The organism is Fibrobacter sp. UWH9, assembly GCF_900129715.1.
GTDB lineage: Bacteria > Fibrobacterota > Fibrobacteria > Fibrobacterales > Fibrobacteraceae > Fibrobacter.
In genome coordinates this window covers 193,196-208,454 of record NZ_FQWP01000006.1, presented here as the reverse complement: position 1 = coordinate 208,454, position 15,259 = coordinate 193,196, and the positions used below count along the sequence as shown (strand labels likewise).

The 15,259-nt window shown below is 49.2% G+C and carries 13 protein-coding genes; 4 read left to right on the top strand and 9 right to left on the bottom strand.

Features of this window, described 5'->3' with window-relative positions; genetic code table 11:
* Window positions 1–427 precede the first annotated feature (427 nt).
* Window positions 428–1,258 (top strand): phosphatase PAP2 family protein, encoded by an 831-nt coding sequence (locus BUB94_RS07650; protein WP_083538165.1) that lies wholly within the window; start codon window positions 428–430, stop codon window positions 1,256–1,258.
* 116 nt (window positions 1,259–1,374) lie between these two features.
* Window positions 1,375–2,073, top strand: coding sequence for an FISUMP domain-containing protein (locus BUB94_RS07645; protein ID WP_073157012.1), 699 nt, complete (start codon window positions 1,375–1,377; stop codon window positions 2,071–2,073).
* 111 nt (window positions 2,074–2,184) lie between these two features.
* On the opposite strand, the gene BUB94_RS07640 is transcribed toward BUB94_RS07645, so the two are convergent.
* The 4 genes from BUB94_RS07640 to BUB94_RS07625 are packed head-to-tail and all read right to left on the bottom strand — an operon-like array spanning window position 2,185 to window position 5,707.
* Window positions 2,185–3,168, bottom strand: a complete 984-nt coding sequence (locus BUB94_RS07640; protein ID WP_073235698.1) for a hypothetical protein — start codon at window positions 3,166–3,168, stop codon at window positions 2,185–2,187.
* A gap of 36 nt (window positions 3,169–3,204) precedes the next feature.
* Window positions 3,205–4,011: a metal ABC transporter ATP-binding protein gene (locus tag BUB94_RS07635; protein WP_073157017.1), complete on the bottom strand. Its 807-nt coding sequence runs from the start codon at window positions 4,009–4,011 to the stop codon at window positions 3,205–3,207.
* 17 nt (window positions 4,012–4,028) lie between these two features.
* Window positions 4,029–4,910 (bottom strand): metal ABC transporter solute-binding protein, Zn/Mn family, encoded by an 882-nt coding sequence (locus BUB94_RS07630; protein WP_073235695.1) that lies wholly within the window; start codon window positions 4,908–4,910, stop codon window positions 4,029–4,031.
* The gene (locus BUB94_RS07625; RefSeq protein WP_073157023.1) at window positions 4,910–5,707 is read right to left on the bottom strand and encodes an HAD-IIA family hydrolase; all 798 of its coding nucleotides are present in this window, start codon (window positions 5,705–5,707) and stop codon (window positions 4,910–4,912) included. The genes BUB94_RS07630 and BUB94_RS07625 overlap by 1 nt, the downstream gene beginning before the upstream one ends.
* Window positions 5,708–5,745: 38 nt before the next feature.
* Between BUB94_RS07625 and BUB94_RS07620 the strand changes: the two genes are divergently transcribed.
* On the top strand, window positions 5,746–6,486 hold the full coding sequence (locus tag BUB94_RS07620) for an RsmE family RNA methyltransferase (protein WP_254793703.1): 741 nt from the start codon (window positions 5,746–5,748) through the stop codon (window positions 6,484–6,486).
* 70 nt (window positions 6,487–6,556) lie between these two features.
* Entirely contained in the window at window positions 6,557–8,251 is a 1,695-nt protein-coding gene (locus BUB94_RS07615; RefSeq protein WP_073235692.1) for an HD domain-containing phosphohydrolase, read from the top strand.
* A gap of 75 nt (window positions 8,252–8,326) precedes the next feature.
* Here BUB94_RS07615 and purT read toward each other — a convergent pair whose 3' ends face one another.
* The 5 genes from purT to BUB94_RS07590 form a co-directional block, all read right to left on the bottom strand.
* A complete protein-coding gene (gene purT / locus BUB94_RS07610) occupies window positions 8,327–9,511 on the bottom strand; it encodes a formate-dependent phosphoribosylglycinamide formyltransferase (RefSeq protein WP_073157029.1) in 1,185 nt (394 codons plus the stop codon).
* A gap of 144 nt (window positions 9,512–9,655) precedes the next feature.
* Complete coding sequence (locus BUB94_RS07605; protein ID WP_254793702.1) at window positions 9,656–11,227, bottom strand: hypothetical protein; 1,572 nt, start codon at window positions 11,225–11,227, stop codon at window positions 9,656–9,658.
* 206 nt (window positions 11,228–11,433) lie between these two features.
* Entirely contained in the window at window positions 11,434–13,137 is a 1,704-nt protein-coding gene (gene ftsZ / locus BUB94_RS07600; protein WP_073235687.1) for a cell division protein FtsZ, read from the bottom strand.
* 39 nt (window positions 13,138–13,176) lie between these two features.
* A complete protein-coding gene (ftsA, locus tag BUB94_RS07595; protein ID WP_073157035.1) occupies window positions 13,177–14,421 on the bottom strand; it encodes a cell division protein FtsA in 1,245 nt (414 codons plus the stop codon).
* On the bottom strand, window positions 14,414–15,256 hold the full coding sequence (locus BUB94_RS07590) for a cell division protein FtsQ/DivIB (RefSeq protein ID WP_073235684.1): 843 nt from the start codon (window positions 15,254–15,256) through the stop codon (window positions 14,414–14,416). Before BUB94_RS07590 ends, ftsA begins: the two co-directional genes overlap by 8 nt.
* Between the last annotated feature and the right edge of the window lie 3 nt (window positions 15,257–15,259).

Sequence of the window (15,259 nt, the reverse complement as noted above, 5' to 3'; positions counted from 1 at the left end):
ATGGATTTGTATAATTTTGACATGGGCTTTTTTCTTCTGTTTTTTTTGGCGATTAAATTTTAGAAAATAGCCCATTTTTTGTTTAATTTAGGCGAATGTCAACAAAAAAGGGTGGCGAAGCCACCCACACATGTTGATGAAGAGCCAAAAAAAATTAGTCGACAGTGTTTTCGTCGGTCGCAGTATTCTTGATCAGACAGTAAACACCAAATGCGGAAATGATGCAAGCAGCGGCGATTGCAGCCAACTTAATGAGCTTTGCCATAGTAACTCCTTCGAGAAAAGTTTTGACGATCGGACGTTCAATCCATTAACGTGTATAAGATACTTGTTTTTTTGAGAAAATCAAGTGGCATTGTCAAAAACAACCCCTAAAAAGTCCCATTACACCATTATGGCATCCTATATTTTTTTAGCTTAGGCCCGTATGATTCCGTCCCCCGTAAAAAATCACCCCAGAAAAAGGCTAAACCGACTGATCCTGAGCCTGCTCCTGATTTTTTTCGGCCATTCCGCAGCCAAGACAGAATACACTCTATCCCCCTCCATCGACATTTCACTATCTGTAACGGCACTCCTGGTCACAGGCGGGGGAACCTATCTATATAACCAGATGGAAATTCCCAACGAGCAAGACAAGGTCAATAGGGAAAATCTTTTACCCTGGGATCGCAAATTCGCCGGCAGGTACAGCAGTACCGCAGACCTTATAAGTGACGTTGGAAGTCTGCTAGCCGTTGCGCCATTCGCCATAGGGGGTTCCGCCTGGTATTCAGGCCATTCCAGCAGAGAGGAATTCCTCACTTTTTCAGTTATGTTCATCCAATCCGTATTATTCCAACATGGAATAAACCTGGCTTTCAGATCCCTGGAACTGTGGCCGCGGCCATACACTTTCGCTACCGAAGGTGAAGGGGCTGTAAAGGCAAAAACCGCCAAGGCCGAAGCCTACGGATCCTTCTTTTCGGGGCACGCTTCAGCCGCCTTTACGGTTGCCGTCTTTACCACGGAATGGTTTGACCAAACCTACGGGAACCCAGGCGCCACAAGGGTTGTTCGGGCATTGGCTTTTTCGGCGGCCGCATTCGAAAGCGTACTTCGGGTAGCAGCAGGCAAGCATTACCCTACCGACATTCTAGTCGGTGCGCTGATCGGCACAGGCGTCAGTTACGGCATTCTCGAGATGCATAAAAAGGGCTGCAATTCCTATTCCTTATGGGTCGCTCCCGGAGCAGTAGGCATCTCTTATAGAATTTGAAAACTTTTTATAACAACCTGTTTAGTCCATCTTGGTATATATTTCAATCCCGTAGACGCAGGGCGGCAAATGTCCACCCACGAATGTGCGTTCTTAAGATTGTAAGGTAGGCTGTTATGCAGGGTTCTTTCTTCAAATTCACTGGTCGTGTTGTCACGACTTTGGCTATCACCGCAATGTTCGCGACCGCAGCATTTGCAGCCCCCATGGGCGCAGGCTCCGTCAAGAGCAAGATTGCAAAACCCGCCAAGGTCGGCATGGTCAAGAAGGCCAAGAAGATGGAAGCCCCTCAAGCTACCATGTCTGAAGAAGAAATCTTCCAGGCAGCTCTCCAAAGCAAGAATATTTCCGCAGACGGCAAGACTCTTACCGACAAGCGTGACGGAAAAAAGTATAGTGTCGAAATCCGTGGCGACAAGGCATGGATGAAGAACAATCTGGCCTTCAGCCTTTCTACTCCCCGTCAGTGCCTCATGGAAGAAGAATCCAACTGCAAGAAGTACGGCCGTTTCTACAGCCATACCGAAGCCAAGATGGCTTGCCCCGCCGGCTGGCACCTGCCCAACGACGGCGAATGGCGTGATTACCAGAAGGATCAGTCCAAGCTGGACTGGAACAACCTGGGCAAGGGCGGCTGCAAGAACTGGGACGGCTACTGCGAAAGTTCCTCCACCGGTCACTACTGGTCTGAATCCTCTGTGCAGAAGAACACCGGTCGTTCCTGGGAATTCCGCAGTGTAGCACACAGCATCAACCGCACCGACGAAAGCGCCAGCAAGGGCTTGTACGTCCGCTGTGTCGCCGACCTTCGCTAATATTTTCGACGTTCTTCAAAAACGATCAAAAGAACTTCCAATTTCCAAATCAAAACCAAGAAACACCGTCGAGCAATCGGCGGTGTTTTTTATTTCGGTTAGATGTTCTGATTACTTTTTCAAACCATCCAAAATCACGTTGACCGCAGCGCGGGCAATGGCATCGGTAGAAACGGATTCATCATCCGCAGCCTGCTTAGTCAGAATTCCCGTTTCCTTCTTGAATTCCAGAACCAGTCTTTCGATGCAGTAGGTGCTGTAATCCACCGACATGGAATATTTAGAGAAATCAAACTTTTCGTCTTCGTACTTTTCCTTAGAGAAGTCGTCGTAGGCGGCAGAGCAATCCGATTCATTATTGGCATAACGGATCGTAAAGGAAATGGGACAGTCGTCAGACTTGCTGTACTTCAGGGAAATCTGGCCAGAGGATTCCTTCAGATAATCCACCTTGATAATCACGTCACCATCAAACAGACTCAATTCATTGCAGGTCGGAGCCTTTACATCGTCACTAATCTGACGTTCCTTCGCGTTGCCATCCTTAGTGAATTTCTGGTAGAATTTAGTCAGGGCGTTATCAGCTTCGGCCATGGCTTCGTTATTTTCAAACAGGACCTTGTAATAGTTCTTCATGAAGCAACTGCCATTAAACTGGTAGACTTCCTTGAACTGCTTGCCATCGATACGGGTGGCATAACGGAATTTTTCGTTGGCAAGGCTACCTTCATAAAACAGGCCCTTGGGGAAATCCTTCCCTTCAAACTTATACTCGTACCAGCCTTTATCCCCATAATCACGAAGGCGGAGCGTTGTATTTTTCAGGCTAGCTTCAAGGGTATCCCTCTTATCGGCTTCTTGATTCCAGACCAGATAGCCCAGGGAGCTTTCCTTACATTCCGGCTTTTTCAGGATAAACAGGGAATCCTTGGATTTATAATCATAGTTGACTTTCGAAAGGATCACTTCGAAAGATTCGTCCATGGAAAAAGATCCTGTGCTGCTGCTATCGTCGCCACAGGCAACCAGAAATAGACCGGCGAGGCCCAGGGTCCCAATCATCGGGACTAAATTAAACTTTTTGAAATTCTTCATATAAACCCTTCTTAATTTATATTCAATACTTGAAACTTATCGGATAAACGGGACATTCGTCTTTTGCGACGGGTCCTGCAACTGGAAATGGGTATGGGTACAGCAGCCACCATGAGCGTGGTCGTGGGAACCCAGCACACGGTGAGGAATTCCGTGAGCAATCAAGTCTACTTCGCATCCGTAGGTATCGGAAATCATCTGCTGAGTCAGGCCGGAACCTTCGTGATAATGGACGTTTCGGTTGACGCAGACAATGCTCTTCACCTTGTGAGACAGGGCCATCAAATCGTGGGTCACCACAACGATGGTCATCTTCTGGCTGAATTCGGCCAGCATGTTGTAAAGGTTTTCCTGGCCTGCGGCATCGATGTTATTGCTGGGTTCGTCAAGAAAGAGAATGCGGGGATTGCAAACCAGGGAACGGGCAATCAGCACACGCTGGCGTTCACCGCCACTCAGCTCTCCAAGACGTCGATCGAGGAATCCATCCAGATGAACCTTGGACAGGGCGGCCACGACTTCTTCTGAATTCGTCTTCAGTCCGATTTTTCCAAGGGCGACACACTCCCCCACGGTAATGGGGAATTCTACGTTGCGGTTGGTGTTCTGCGGGACATAGCCCACAGATAGCTTTTTCGTCGGGACCTTCTCGCCAAAAAGTTTGACTTCACCTTTTGACGGTTTTAAAAGACCCACAATCAACTTCATCAAGGTGGACTTTCCGCCCCCGTTAGGACCAATAATGGCAACGAAATCATTTTCCTCGATTTCCAGGTTCACATCTGTGAGAACCGGAGTCTTGCCGTAAGCGAAAGAAAGATTCTTGATTTCAATGGCGTTCATGGAATTCCCTGGGAGAGTTATTTTGCGGACTTTTCACGGATAGCATTCAGCAGGGCCCTGATGTTCTTTTCGTAGTCAAAGGCAAGAGGGTCTGTTTCCAGAATGGTAGCATCCAGTTCCTTGGCAATAGTCGTTGCGGCCCGCTTACTGAACTGGGGCTGGACAAATACGATGTGGACGTTGTTTTGTTTGCCGGTCTTAACAAGGTTTGCCAGATCCCTGGGTTTCGGTTCCTTGCCGTTCACCTCTACAGTAAGCTGTTTCATGCCGTAATCACGGGCGAAGTAACCATAAGCCGGATGGAACACGATAAAGGTTCGACCATCGGCAGGGAGTCCGTTAATGGATTGGCGAAGTTCCTGGTCTAACGTTTTCAGGCGGGCGACCAAATCGTTTGTACGCTTGCGGTAAAGGTCCTTATTGGAAGCGTCCAGATTCATTAGCGACTCGCAGAGGTTTTCTGCGATTTGCATCATCTGGACAGGAGATGTCCACAGATGAGGATCCAGTTCTTCCCCGCCGTCATCATGATGTTCGTCGTGATGGTCTTCAGTACCTTCGTGATGGTGATGTTCATCCTCTTCCATCCAGGCGATTCCCTTGGAAAGGGAAACGACATTTACGTTTTTATTGACACCCTTGAAGCGGGGCAGCCAGGCGGCATCCATACCGGAACCGTCGCTGAAATAGACCGTGGCCTTGGCGAAGTCCTTGAGAGCCGCAGGCTTGGGTTCAAAGGTATGCGGATCTGCACCTGCGGGAACCATAGTCACCACATTCACCTGGTCGCCACCAATCTCATGAACCACGCTGGAGTAAGGCTGCAGAGACACGGCAACCGTCAGTTTGGCGGCAAAAGCAGGAATCGCCAACAAAAGGGCCAACAGAATTCTTCGCATTAAAGACGACCCTCGAAAAATGCGTCAAAGTCAATATCGCTGACCATGTCCACAACCACTTCGGGCTTTACATCCAGTTTTTCCAGGTCGGCGAGTTTTGTTTCTCCACAGAGCGGCAGAACAAAACGGCAACCGCTACGCTTTGCCAATTCAAAGTCTGTGTAGAGACGGTCGCCCACAAAAAGAATTTCTTCGGGGGCATAAACCTTCAGAAGTTCAGACAGCATGGCCGGATTGGGCTTACCGAAACTGCGCTCCGGCTCCACACCGTAGGCGGTCTTAAGGAGAGCCATGAAGCTGCCGATATCTGGAACGGGGCCATTAGCGTCGGGACACACAAAATCCGTGTGGGTCACCCAGAAGGGTATCTTGCGCTGGACGCGGAAAGAAAGTTCACAAAGTTCCCTATAGTCGAAGGAATTGTGGTAGGCAATCAGAACCAGTTCCGTATCAGCCACGCTGGGGCGAAGATTTAAAGTCGGGTCCTGAGCCGCAAACCATTCGGTAACTTCGGGGTTCGCGAAGAAGAAAACGTTCTTGACGCCTTCTTCGTGAATGGCCTTGAGGGAAAGAGTCAATGCAGAAATAATGGCGTCATCGCGAAGGGGCAAGCCCATCACTTTTAAACGGTTCTCATAAAACACCGGAGACTTGCTGGTGTTATTACTCAGGTAATATACGGGAACATGCTTTGCCACATTGTTCACCGTCTTGACAGCCTTGGGATAGGGGCGGCCGCTCAGGTACAGCGTACCATCCAAATCAAATACAACAGCTTTAACCGGCTTACGAGTCATACTCCACAAATTAGAAAATGAGCAATGCTCAAGGAACAATGGGCAAAGATAATTGCTACTTTATGGCCATGAAAACTCCTGATAGCCGTTTTTACTGTCCGCTGATTACCGAAGGCACAATCACTCTTGACGAAAACGAAAGCACCCACGCAGTACGAGTCTGCCGTGCCGCCGTTGGCGATGTGCTGCAACTTTCCGATGGCCTAGGTCATTACGCCGATGGGACAATCACGAAAGCTGACGCCAAGGCTTGCGAAGTCCGCGTCGATGTAGTGGAAACGGCTAGCAGCAATCGTCCCAAGGTTTCTCTTGGCATTGCCTGCCTCAAGGACGACGCCCTGGAAGAGGTGGTGTTCCACGCCGCACAGACAAAAATTGACAGCATCGTATTTCTGCGGACAGACTACTCCCAGGAGCCAAAGAACTCTGACCTGAAAAAGACTGTACGACGCGCCGAACTGAAAAGCCTTGTCAGCCTGAAGCAGTCCAAGAAGCCATGGCTCACAAAAATTGAAGGCCCCATCGAATTCAAGGACTGGTTAAAAAGCTACTCGGGCGACCTGGTCCTGTGCGATATGGACGGCGAAAACGCTCCCGCCACCGAAAGTCTAGCCTCCCCCACCACACTGCTGGTCGGCCCCGAAGGCGGCTTCTCCCCTGCAGAAATCCAGGCCATCAAGGATTTTTCTAACGGAAAGGTCCACTTAATGAAGCTGGGCCCCACCAGACTTCGCGCAAGAACAGCCGCAATCATCGCCCTAGGCAAGATTGTCTGCTGACACTCGTAAAATTTTATTTATCTTGTTGGTATACGTAACAAATCGTTAAGATTTGTGTTTTTGAGGATTTATGGTTCATTATTATCTAATCGCCACGTTAATTTTGTCACTTGCGAACATTGCCATCCTGATGGCAATCAACTCCAAGCGCAACATTCCCTATTACACAGCCATGTTCCATGTGATGACTGTACAGATAGGCGGACATCTGTTCCTGGCTTATTCCACCAACGAACAAGAAGCCCTTCTCGCAAATAAGATTGCCTACATAGGAGCCACCTTTGTTCCGATGCTATTCTTTCTTGGAGAACTGTCACTCTGCAACATCAAGGTTTCCAAGAAATTGCACATTTTGCTGTTCAGCATTAGCGCCATCATCCTCTGCCTTGCACTGACAACTGGTCAGAGCGACATTTTTTACAAGAGCATTACCCTTGTTGAAAATTTCGGCGTTACCGATTTTGTAGTGGAATACGGTCCGGCACACAACCTCTATAACATCATGATGGGGCTGTACCTTATTTCGGGTCTAGTCATTTTCTTCACTTCCTTCTACAAAAAGAGAAACATTTCCTACAAGAACCTGTTCACCTTGGCCGTACTAGGCTTCATCATGATCGGTTCCTTCTTTGTTATGCGTGGACTCAACTGCGACATGGTGTTGACACCCGCTGTATTCCTGCTGCTCCAGTATACCATATTGTTCATGATCCACCGCATTGGTAAATACGACATCCAGAGCACCATTCTTGACACGCTGGAATTCCAGAACGAAAGTGCATACATTTCGTTCTCCGAAGATTTGCGCTACATCGGCTGTAACGACATCGCCCTGCACCACTTCCCCACATTAAAGCAGTTCCGCGTAGACTTTAAAGTACAGGAAAGTGATGAACTGGGAAAAATTCTGCTGGACCAGATCAGCAAATTCAACCCCAACGATTTCTCTTACACCTCTAGTTTCCAATACGGCAAGATGCATTACAAGAGCACCTTGAAAAACCTGATGCACGGAAACAAGATTTGCGGTTATATGTTCCGCATCGAAGACGACACCAAGATCCAGCGTTACATCAAATTGTTGGACAACTACAACAACAACCTCGTTACCGATGTCCAGAACAGAGACAGCCAGATCCAGGCTATTCAGGAACAGATGATCCTGGGCATGGCCAACATGGTAGAAAGCCGTGACAATAACACTGGCGGCCACATCAAGCGAACCAGCGAAGCGGTAAAGATTATCGTCAACGAAATGCGTAAGGACGACACCTACAGACCCATGAACAACTTCTTTAGCGCTTTGATAAAGGCCGCCCCGATGCATGACCTTGGTAAAATCGCCGTGGACGACGCCATCCTGAGAAAGCCGGGCCGATTCACCGAAGAAGAATTCGAAATCATGAAGACCCACGCCGAAAAGGGAGCCGCAATCGTAGAGAATTTGCTCAAGGGCGTTGAGTCCGAGCAGTTTGTGGCCGTAGCCAGAAACGTTGCACATTACCATCACGAACGTTTTGACGGAACCGGCTACCCCAACCGCCTCAAGGGCAAGGACATCCCCCTGGAAGCACGCATCATGGCCGTTGCAGACGTGTACGACGCACTTGTCAGCCAGCGCTGCTACAAGGAAAAGATGTCTTACGCAGAAGCTTACGAAGTGATTGTAGAATCTATGGGAACCCACTTCGACCCGCAACTGAAGAAGTACTTCATCAACTGCCACAGAGAGCTGGAAGCTTACTACGACAGCATGAAGCGATAAAAGCAAATTAACGTATACAAGAAAAAGCACCGCAAATAAGTTGCGGTGCTTTTTCGTTAAAACGAAATTCGTTTATTAAAGGGAAACCTTCACCTTTTCTCTCATGGCCATAACAGTCTTGAGAGCTTCGTCCACAGATTCGCGACGGGCAAGAAGAACGCCCATACGGCGGTGGCCCTTCAGTTCCGGCTTACCGAACAGACGGATATTGGTATCCGGTTCAGCAAGGACTTCGGAAAGGCCGCTGAACTTCACCTGGGTGGAGTTGCCATCGCAAACGATTGCCTTACTTGCACTGGGGCCGTGGAAAGCAATGTTGGGAATGGGCAGACCGAGAATAGCGCGGGCGTGGAGAGCAAATTCAGAAAGGTCCTGGGAAATCAAGGTCACCATGCCGGTGTCATGAGGTCTGGGGCTCACTTCGCTGAATAGCACTTCGTCCTTGCAGACGAACAGTTCAACGCCGAAGATACCGCGGCCACCCAGAGCATCGGTCACCTTCTTGGCGATAACCTTGGCCTGTTCCAGAAGTTCAGGCTTCATGGGCTGGGGCTGCCAGGATTCCTGATAGTCGCCACCCACCTGATGATGTCCGATGGGTTCCAGGAATGCAGTACCTGCAACGTGACGGACGGTGAGCAAAGTAATTTCGTAGTCAAAGGGAACGAAGCCTTCGATGATCACGCGGCTAGCCTTACCGGTGCGGCCTTCGTTCTGGGAAATGTTCCAGGAGTTTTCGATATCGGCTTCAGTCTTGATGACGCTCTGGCCATGGCCGGAGGAGCTCATCACGGGCTTGATGACGCAAGGAATACCGATTTCCTTGACGGCTGCCTTGAAGTCTTCGAAGTTGTCTGCAAACTTGTAGGGGCTAGTCTTGATACCAAGTTCTTCGGCAGCAAGGCGACGGATGCCTTCGCGGTTCATGGTCAGCTTGGTAGCCTTGGCGGTAGGAATCACGGTATAGCCTTCGGATTCCATCTGGACCAGAGTATCGGTAGCAATAGCTTCCACTTCCGGCACGATGTAGTCGGGCTTTTCCAGCTCGATAACGCGGCGGAGTTCGGCACCGTCCAGCATGTTGATCACATGGGAACGGTGAGCCACCTGCATGCCCGGGGCGTTGGCATAACGGTCTACGGCAACCACTTCGACGCCGAGACGCATCATTTCGATGATAACTTCCTTACCCAGTTCTCCTGCACCGCAGAAGAGAACCTTAGTTGCACTAGAGCTTAGCGGGGTACCGATTTCAGACATAACTTACTCCTGTTAAAGGCCCTATAAAGATAGATAATAATGATGGATGGGCCAAGTACGAATTACGAATTATTAAGTACGAGAGCTAAAATCGCGGCTTCGCCGCCTTACTTATTCTCATAATTCATACTTCATAATTCATAATTAGAATCTGTAGTCCACGGGGTTGAAGATGAACTTCACTCCGGCACGGACCCAACCGTCGGCACCATCGTTTCCAACTTCGTGGGCCAGATTTTCGTAAATGCGGAAACCACCACCCAGGTAAATGCCAAACCAGCTATTGTACTGCATGGAATAAAGTGCATCCACAACATACTGGGTTTCTACCCGATTAGAAGGAGCATACTCATCATGAATCGCTTCGTCATAGTCGGTGTACAATTCGTTATCGCCCTGCTGCAACCAGGCAAGGGTCGCCTTTACTGTATGACGTCCATATTTCCAGGACAGGTCCAGCCAAAGATCCAAGGCGTCAGAACCGCGACGGTAACCGATGGGATAATCCACAAAGAACATATCTGCAAAATCCGGATCATCCTGGTCACGGTAGTTACTACGATAAAGGCGACGGCTAGAATATTCAAGAAGCGGGAGACGGCCGTTGTTATGAAGAGGGTCTGTGCGGACAACATCGAAGCGGAAAAGGAAATCACCGTAGCGCTGTGTGGGAATTTCCTGAGAGTATCCAACCAGGTAGCTTAACATACTGCGGTTTGTCCCCTTATCACTATCTTCTCCAACGGGACTATTGATGTCTTCCATGTTCAGCTGACCATAAAAACGAGCGCCAGAAATCGGCTTAAATCCAATTTCTGCCGTAGTCACAGCCTTGGTGTATCCACCAGCAAAGTTATTGTGCAGGAACATAAAGGGATTCATGGAACGGAATTCCAGATCCTTACCGCCCACCATACTTTCTTCAATGATGGAAATCCAGAAATGGTTCATCTCGATTCCGATGCGGTGGTAAACCAGATTCTTTACATTTTCATCATAAACGCGATCGCGCTGATTGCTAGCCTGCTTATTTTTTTCAGGACATTTCTGTTCGGCGGCCTCGGAACCTTCGGGAGGGCATCCTGTTGTCGGGTCAATTATATCATTGAACAGCCAGGCATTCAGGGAACTGACCATGAAGGCATAACGGAAAATACCCGGTTCGAATTTCCAAAGGAGACCGTCGTGGTAAGGCGTTCCACCAATGGTCAAATCGTTGGGAGAGACCTTCAGATCTTCAGGGTTAAAACGGCCCAACTGGACATAGCCCACGGGATTTTGCCAAAGGGCATAACCATTAATAGGGACAGCAATGTCCAACTCACTAGGCTTATAGGTAAAGTTCGTTTTCAGGTCTGAATCGTACCAGGCTTCAATATCCTTGCGAAGAGGAGCTTCCATCAAGAAATGGAAGTTTTTATAGCCCGCACGGAAACTAATCATGAAGAAAGGATCAATATGATCTTCGTAACTGCGAGCCGTTTCCAGGGGAACTCTCAGACCGCGCCAGTTTCCGCCATACCGTTCAACCGTATCTGCAGCAAATTCAGGATCGGTCGGTCCCCCATTCAATCCAAAATTGAAATCAGTTCCAATTTGAACATAGCCCTTGTAGGAACTATCTGAAGACCACTGGGGAATATCACCGGCATTCATACCGGCAAAAGAAATGGCAGACAGTAACCCAAGAGAAAAGAGTATGTTTCGGATTTTCATAATACCAAATGTAAAAAGAATCGCCCAGGCAGGGAGACCCAGGCGATTCCTTTGTGTTGTGTGAACGTGCACTCGCACGTTCTGTGTGTGTGTGTTCCTTGTGGCTAGGCAACACCCAGCAATCCTGTTACAGAAATCTGCAACAGTATCGCCTATAGGGAGCGCAAGCCTAATTTCGTTTCATCGAGAACACTCGACTTTGGGGACTAGAAATTCTCCATGTCGACGCCCATACGGAGATAGGCAGGCATATTGTAGTCCACACCGTCAGCCTTCATTGCACATTCGGCAACATCCTGACGGGATACAGTACGAGTTTTCACTGCAGGTTCAGCAGCAGGTTCCTGCTGACGCATGTAAGCGGGGACGCTGAAAGCACTGGTAGCACTACGAGAATCCAAGCCACGGTTGTAGACGTCTTCGTCGGAAACAGCTTCGATTTCAGAAGTTTCCGACTTAACGGTCATGGATTCTTCAGCAGGCTGCTGGGCATTAAAATCCATGGCGCCGAAACGACCGGCATCAATTGCCGGGAAAGACTGAGAATCAGAGAGGCTCGGAGTAGTCAACACAGGAGCAACCATTTCTACAGTTGCGGGAGCTGCGGGTGCAGCGGGCATCTGCTGAACAGGAGCCTGGTGAGCATACATTTCAGGAGCGGGCTGAGCGGCAGCGGGCTGAGCCTGCTGTGCCATAGCGAAGAAATTCACGCTAGTGGGACGCGGAGTAGACTGCTGAACTGCGGGCTGGGCAGGAGCAGCAACAGGAGCCACCGGAGCTACAGCGGGCTGCTGGGAAACAGGCATCTGAGCGGCAGGCATCTGGACAGTCTGCTGATTTGCAAACGGATTAGCAAACACCTGAGTGGGGCGAGCGACAGCGGGCTGCTGAGCAGCCTGTGCGGTACCGCAACCAGTTGCAATAATGGTAATGGAAACCTTGTCACCCAGTTCCGGAATAGTGATGTCACCAATGATGATGTTGGGATCACCTTCTTCACCCACCTTTTCATAGATGTGTTCCATAGCTTCGCTATGTTCGAGGAGGGAATAGTTTTCACCGTGGGCAACGTTGATAAGAACGCCGGTAGCACCTTCGATGCTAATGTCTTCCAGAAGCGGAGAAGCCAGAGCCAGGTCAGCAGCGGCAATGCCACGCTTTTCACCCTGAGCACAGCCGGTACCCATGAGAGCGCTGCCACCGTTCTGCATCACCTTGCGGATATCAGCAAAGTCAACGTGAACAAGACCATGATGGAACATGATGCCGCAGATACTCTGAACAGCATTGCCCAAAATTTCGTCAGCCATCTTGAAAGCTTCATCCATGGTAGCCTTCTGATTAGAAGTCTGGAGCATGGCGAGGAGCTTCTTATTTTCAACAACGATGATGGTGTCAACAGCAGCACGAAGTTCTGCAATACCCTGCTGAGCAACGCGAGCACGAGCATTACCTTCAAAACGGAACGGTTTGGTCACAACACCAACAGTCAGGATGCCCATTTCGCGAGCAACTGCGGCCACGACCGGAGCCGCGCCAGTACCAGTGCCACCGCCCATACCGGCAGTAACGAACACCATGTCGGCACCCTTCATGGATTCACGCAGTTCTTCAATGTTTTCTTCAACAGCCTTACGGCCCTTTTCCGGATCCATACCGGCACCAAGATTCTTGGTGGACTTTTCACCAATGAGAATCTTGTGATCAGCCAAGCTCAAGTCAAGAGCCATAGAATCGGTATTGACAGCATAGTATTCAACACCTTCAATGCTCATCTGCTTCATACGGTTTACGGTGTTTCCACCGGCACCACCGACACCGAAGACCTTGACTTTTGCATTACGGCTGGAGAGGTCTTCACCCATAATACGGGACTGGGCCTCAAAGTACATATCATTCATTTCACTCATGTTTAATCTCCCTGATTTATTGAGTGTTTTGGTTTGTTGTTAGAAATACTTCTTGATGAAACCGACAACCTTTCTAAATCCGTCTCCAACGGAAACCTTCAGCTGTGCGCCGGTATCATTCTTCTTCTTGTTATTATGTTCCTTGTTGGCGTAATGCAAAAGGCCTACACCAGTTGCATAAGACGGTCTCTGGAAAGCATCCTGAATACCGCTCATCCCCTTGGGATGACCAATACGGACCGGTTTACCAAAGAATGCCTTGGACGCCACATTTTCAATGCCTTCCAATTCACAGCAGCCACCCGTAAGGACGATGCCGCCATTGATCAAAGATTCCAGCTGTTGCTTCTGCAAGTCCTTTGCCAGCAACTGGAAAATTTCACTGACACGGGCCGTAATGACCTTGGCCAGCAACTTTCGAGAGCAGGGAACATCACCGCGGTCACCAACAGCGGGAACCGGGAATGTTTCATCTTCAATCAGATTGCTAATAACGCAAGTTCCATACTTCTTCTTAATTTCTTCTGCCTTGGACAGCGAAATAGGAACATTCAGACACTTACTGATATCGCTAGTGATTACATTACCGGCCAGGTCCAGAGAATTGGTATAGCGAACGGAATCCTTCAGGAACACGGCAATATCTGCAGAACCGGCACCAATGTCAACAAGGGCAACACCAAGTTCCCTTTCATCATCGGTAAGGACTGCGCAGGCAGCAGCCAAAGGTTCCAGCACATAGCCAGCCACATTCAAGCCAGCACGGTTAATGCACTTGGTCAAATTCTGCAGGGCGTTCTGGCGAGAGGTCACCAGCTGCACATCCACTTCCAGGCGACGGCCTGTACGGCCCTTGGGATTGCGGATACCCTTTTCGTCATCCAGGGTATATTCACCCGGGAATGCGTGAATCAAGCTACCAGCGCCATTAGGCAAGGTGCTAGCCTGCTTCTTCACATTTTCAATATCTTGCTCACGAACTTCGCCTGTGGGGAGTGTGATAATACCCTTGTAGCTGAAAGAAAGCACATGCTTTCCGGCGATGCCTACATAGACATCACGCACATCCACACCAGCGGAACGTTCCAGCTGCTGAACAGCCTGTTGCAAGGTTTCGACGACGAGGTCATACTCGTCAGCGTTTGCCAGCGGAAAATCACCGCATTCGACAACGCGAACAGAGTCCCCTTCGGAAATGCCAACAAACAGATTTACCTTCGAGGCCCCAATATCGAGACCGAAGATATAATCTTCTTTCTTTATTGCCTGCTTATTATCATCCATTGACACACCTCTTGTCATAATTCCTTACGTATGCAAAGCCATGGAATCTCATGTCCACAACTCCGGCACACCGCAAATCCTTCGTGAATCCATTTCCTAAAGATTCGTACAACACAAAAACATCCTTTGTCCAATCCGATGCCGGAAAAATCGTACGGAACCCAACATCCTTGAAATAAACTTCAATCCCTCGATCTTCTTCTGACCATGAAACCTGAGACACCTTTTCATACAAGTCACTGTTCACATTTTTCATAGCATCAAGAAACTCCGCAACAATCTTGACATGCCCAACAGAGGCCGTTTCCAAAACAGGAAGCCGCATTGCCGTAGCCACAGAAAACGGAAGTGCAGCTCCTTTCTCCGAATAAATCGTTGCCTTACCGCCATCCAGCACAGAGAGCATCGGAGAAGCTTCCTGCAACTTGATGTACAAGGAAGAGGGGAACCTCTTCTCTACGGTCACCGAATGAATTAGGGGAATCTGTGAAAGAGCTTCAGCCACAGAGTCAGCGTCCAATTCAGACATCAGCATACCCGTTTCAATCTGGGCATTCTGCATGACATCTTCCCAGGACAGCATTCTATTCCCTTCGATGTCCACATACTGCAAATGGCGCAGTTCCAGGGGATTGAATCGCTGCAGATAGAAACGCTGGTTCCAGACAACCGCAGACAAGGCCACAACAGCAACCAGAATAATCCAGCCGCGATGCTTAAACCAGTGGAATGCACTGGCAACACCAGATTTCACTTTCTGGTTACGCGCGTCCTTCTGCTTGCGTTCGTTAAAGCCGATTCTACGGCCTGACCATGTCGTCTTATCTACAGCCAACTA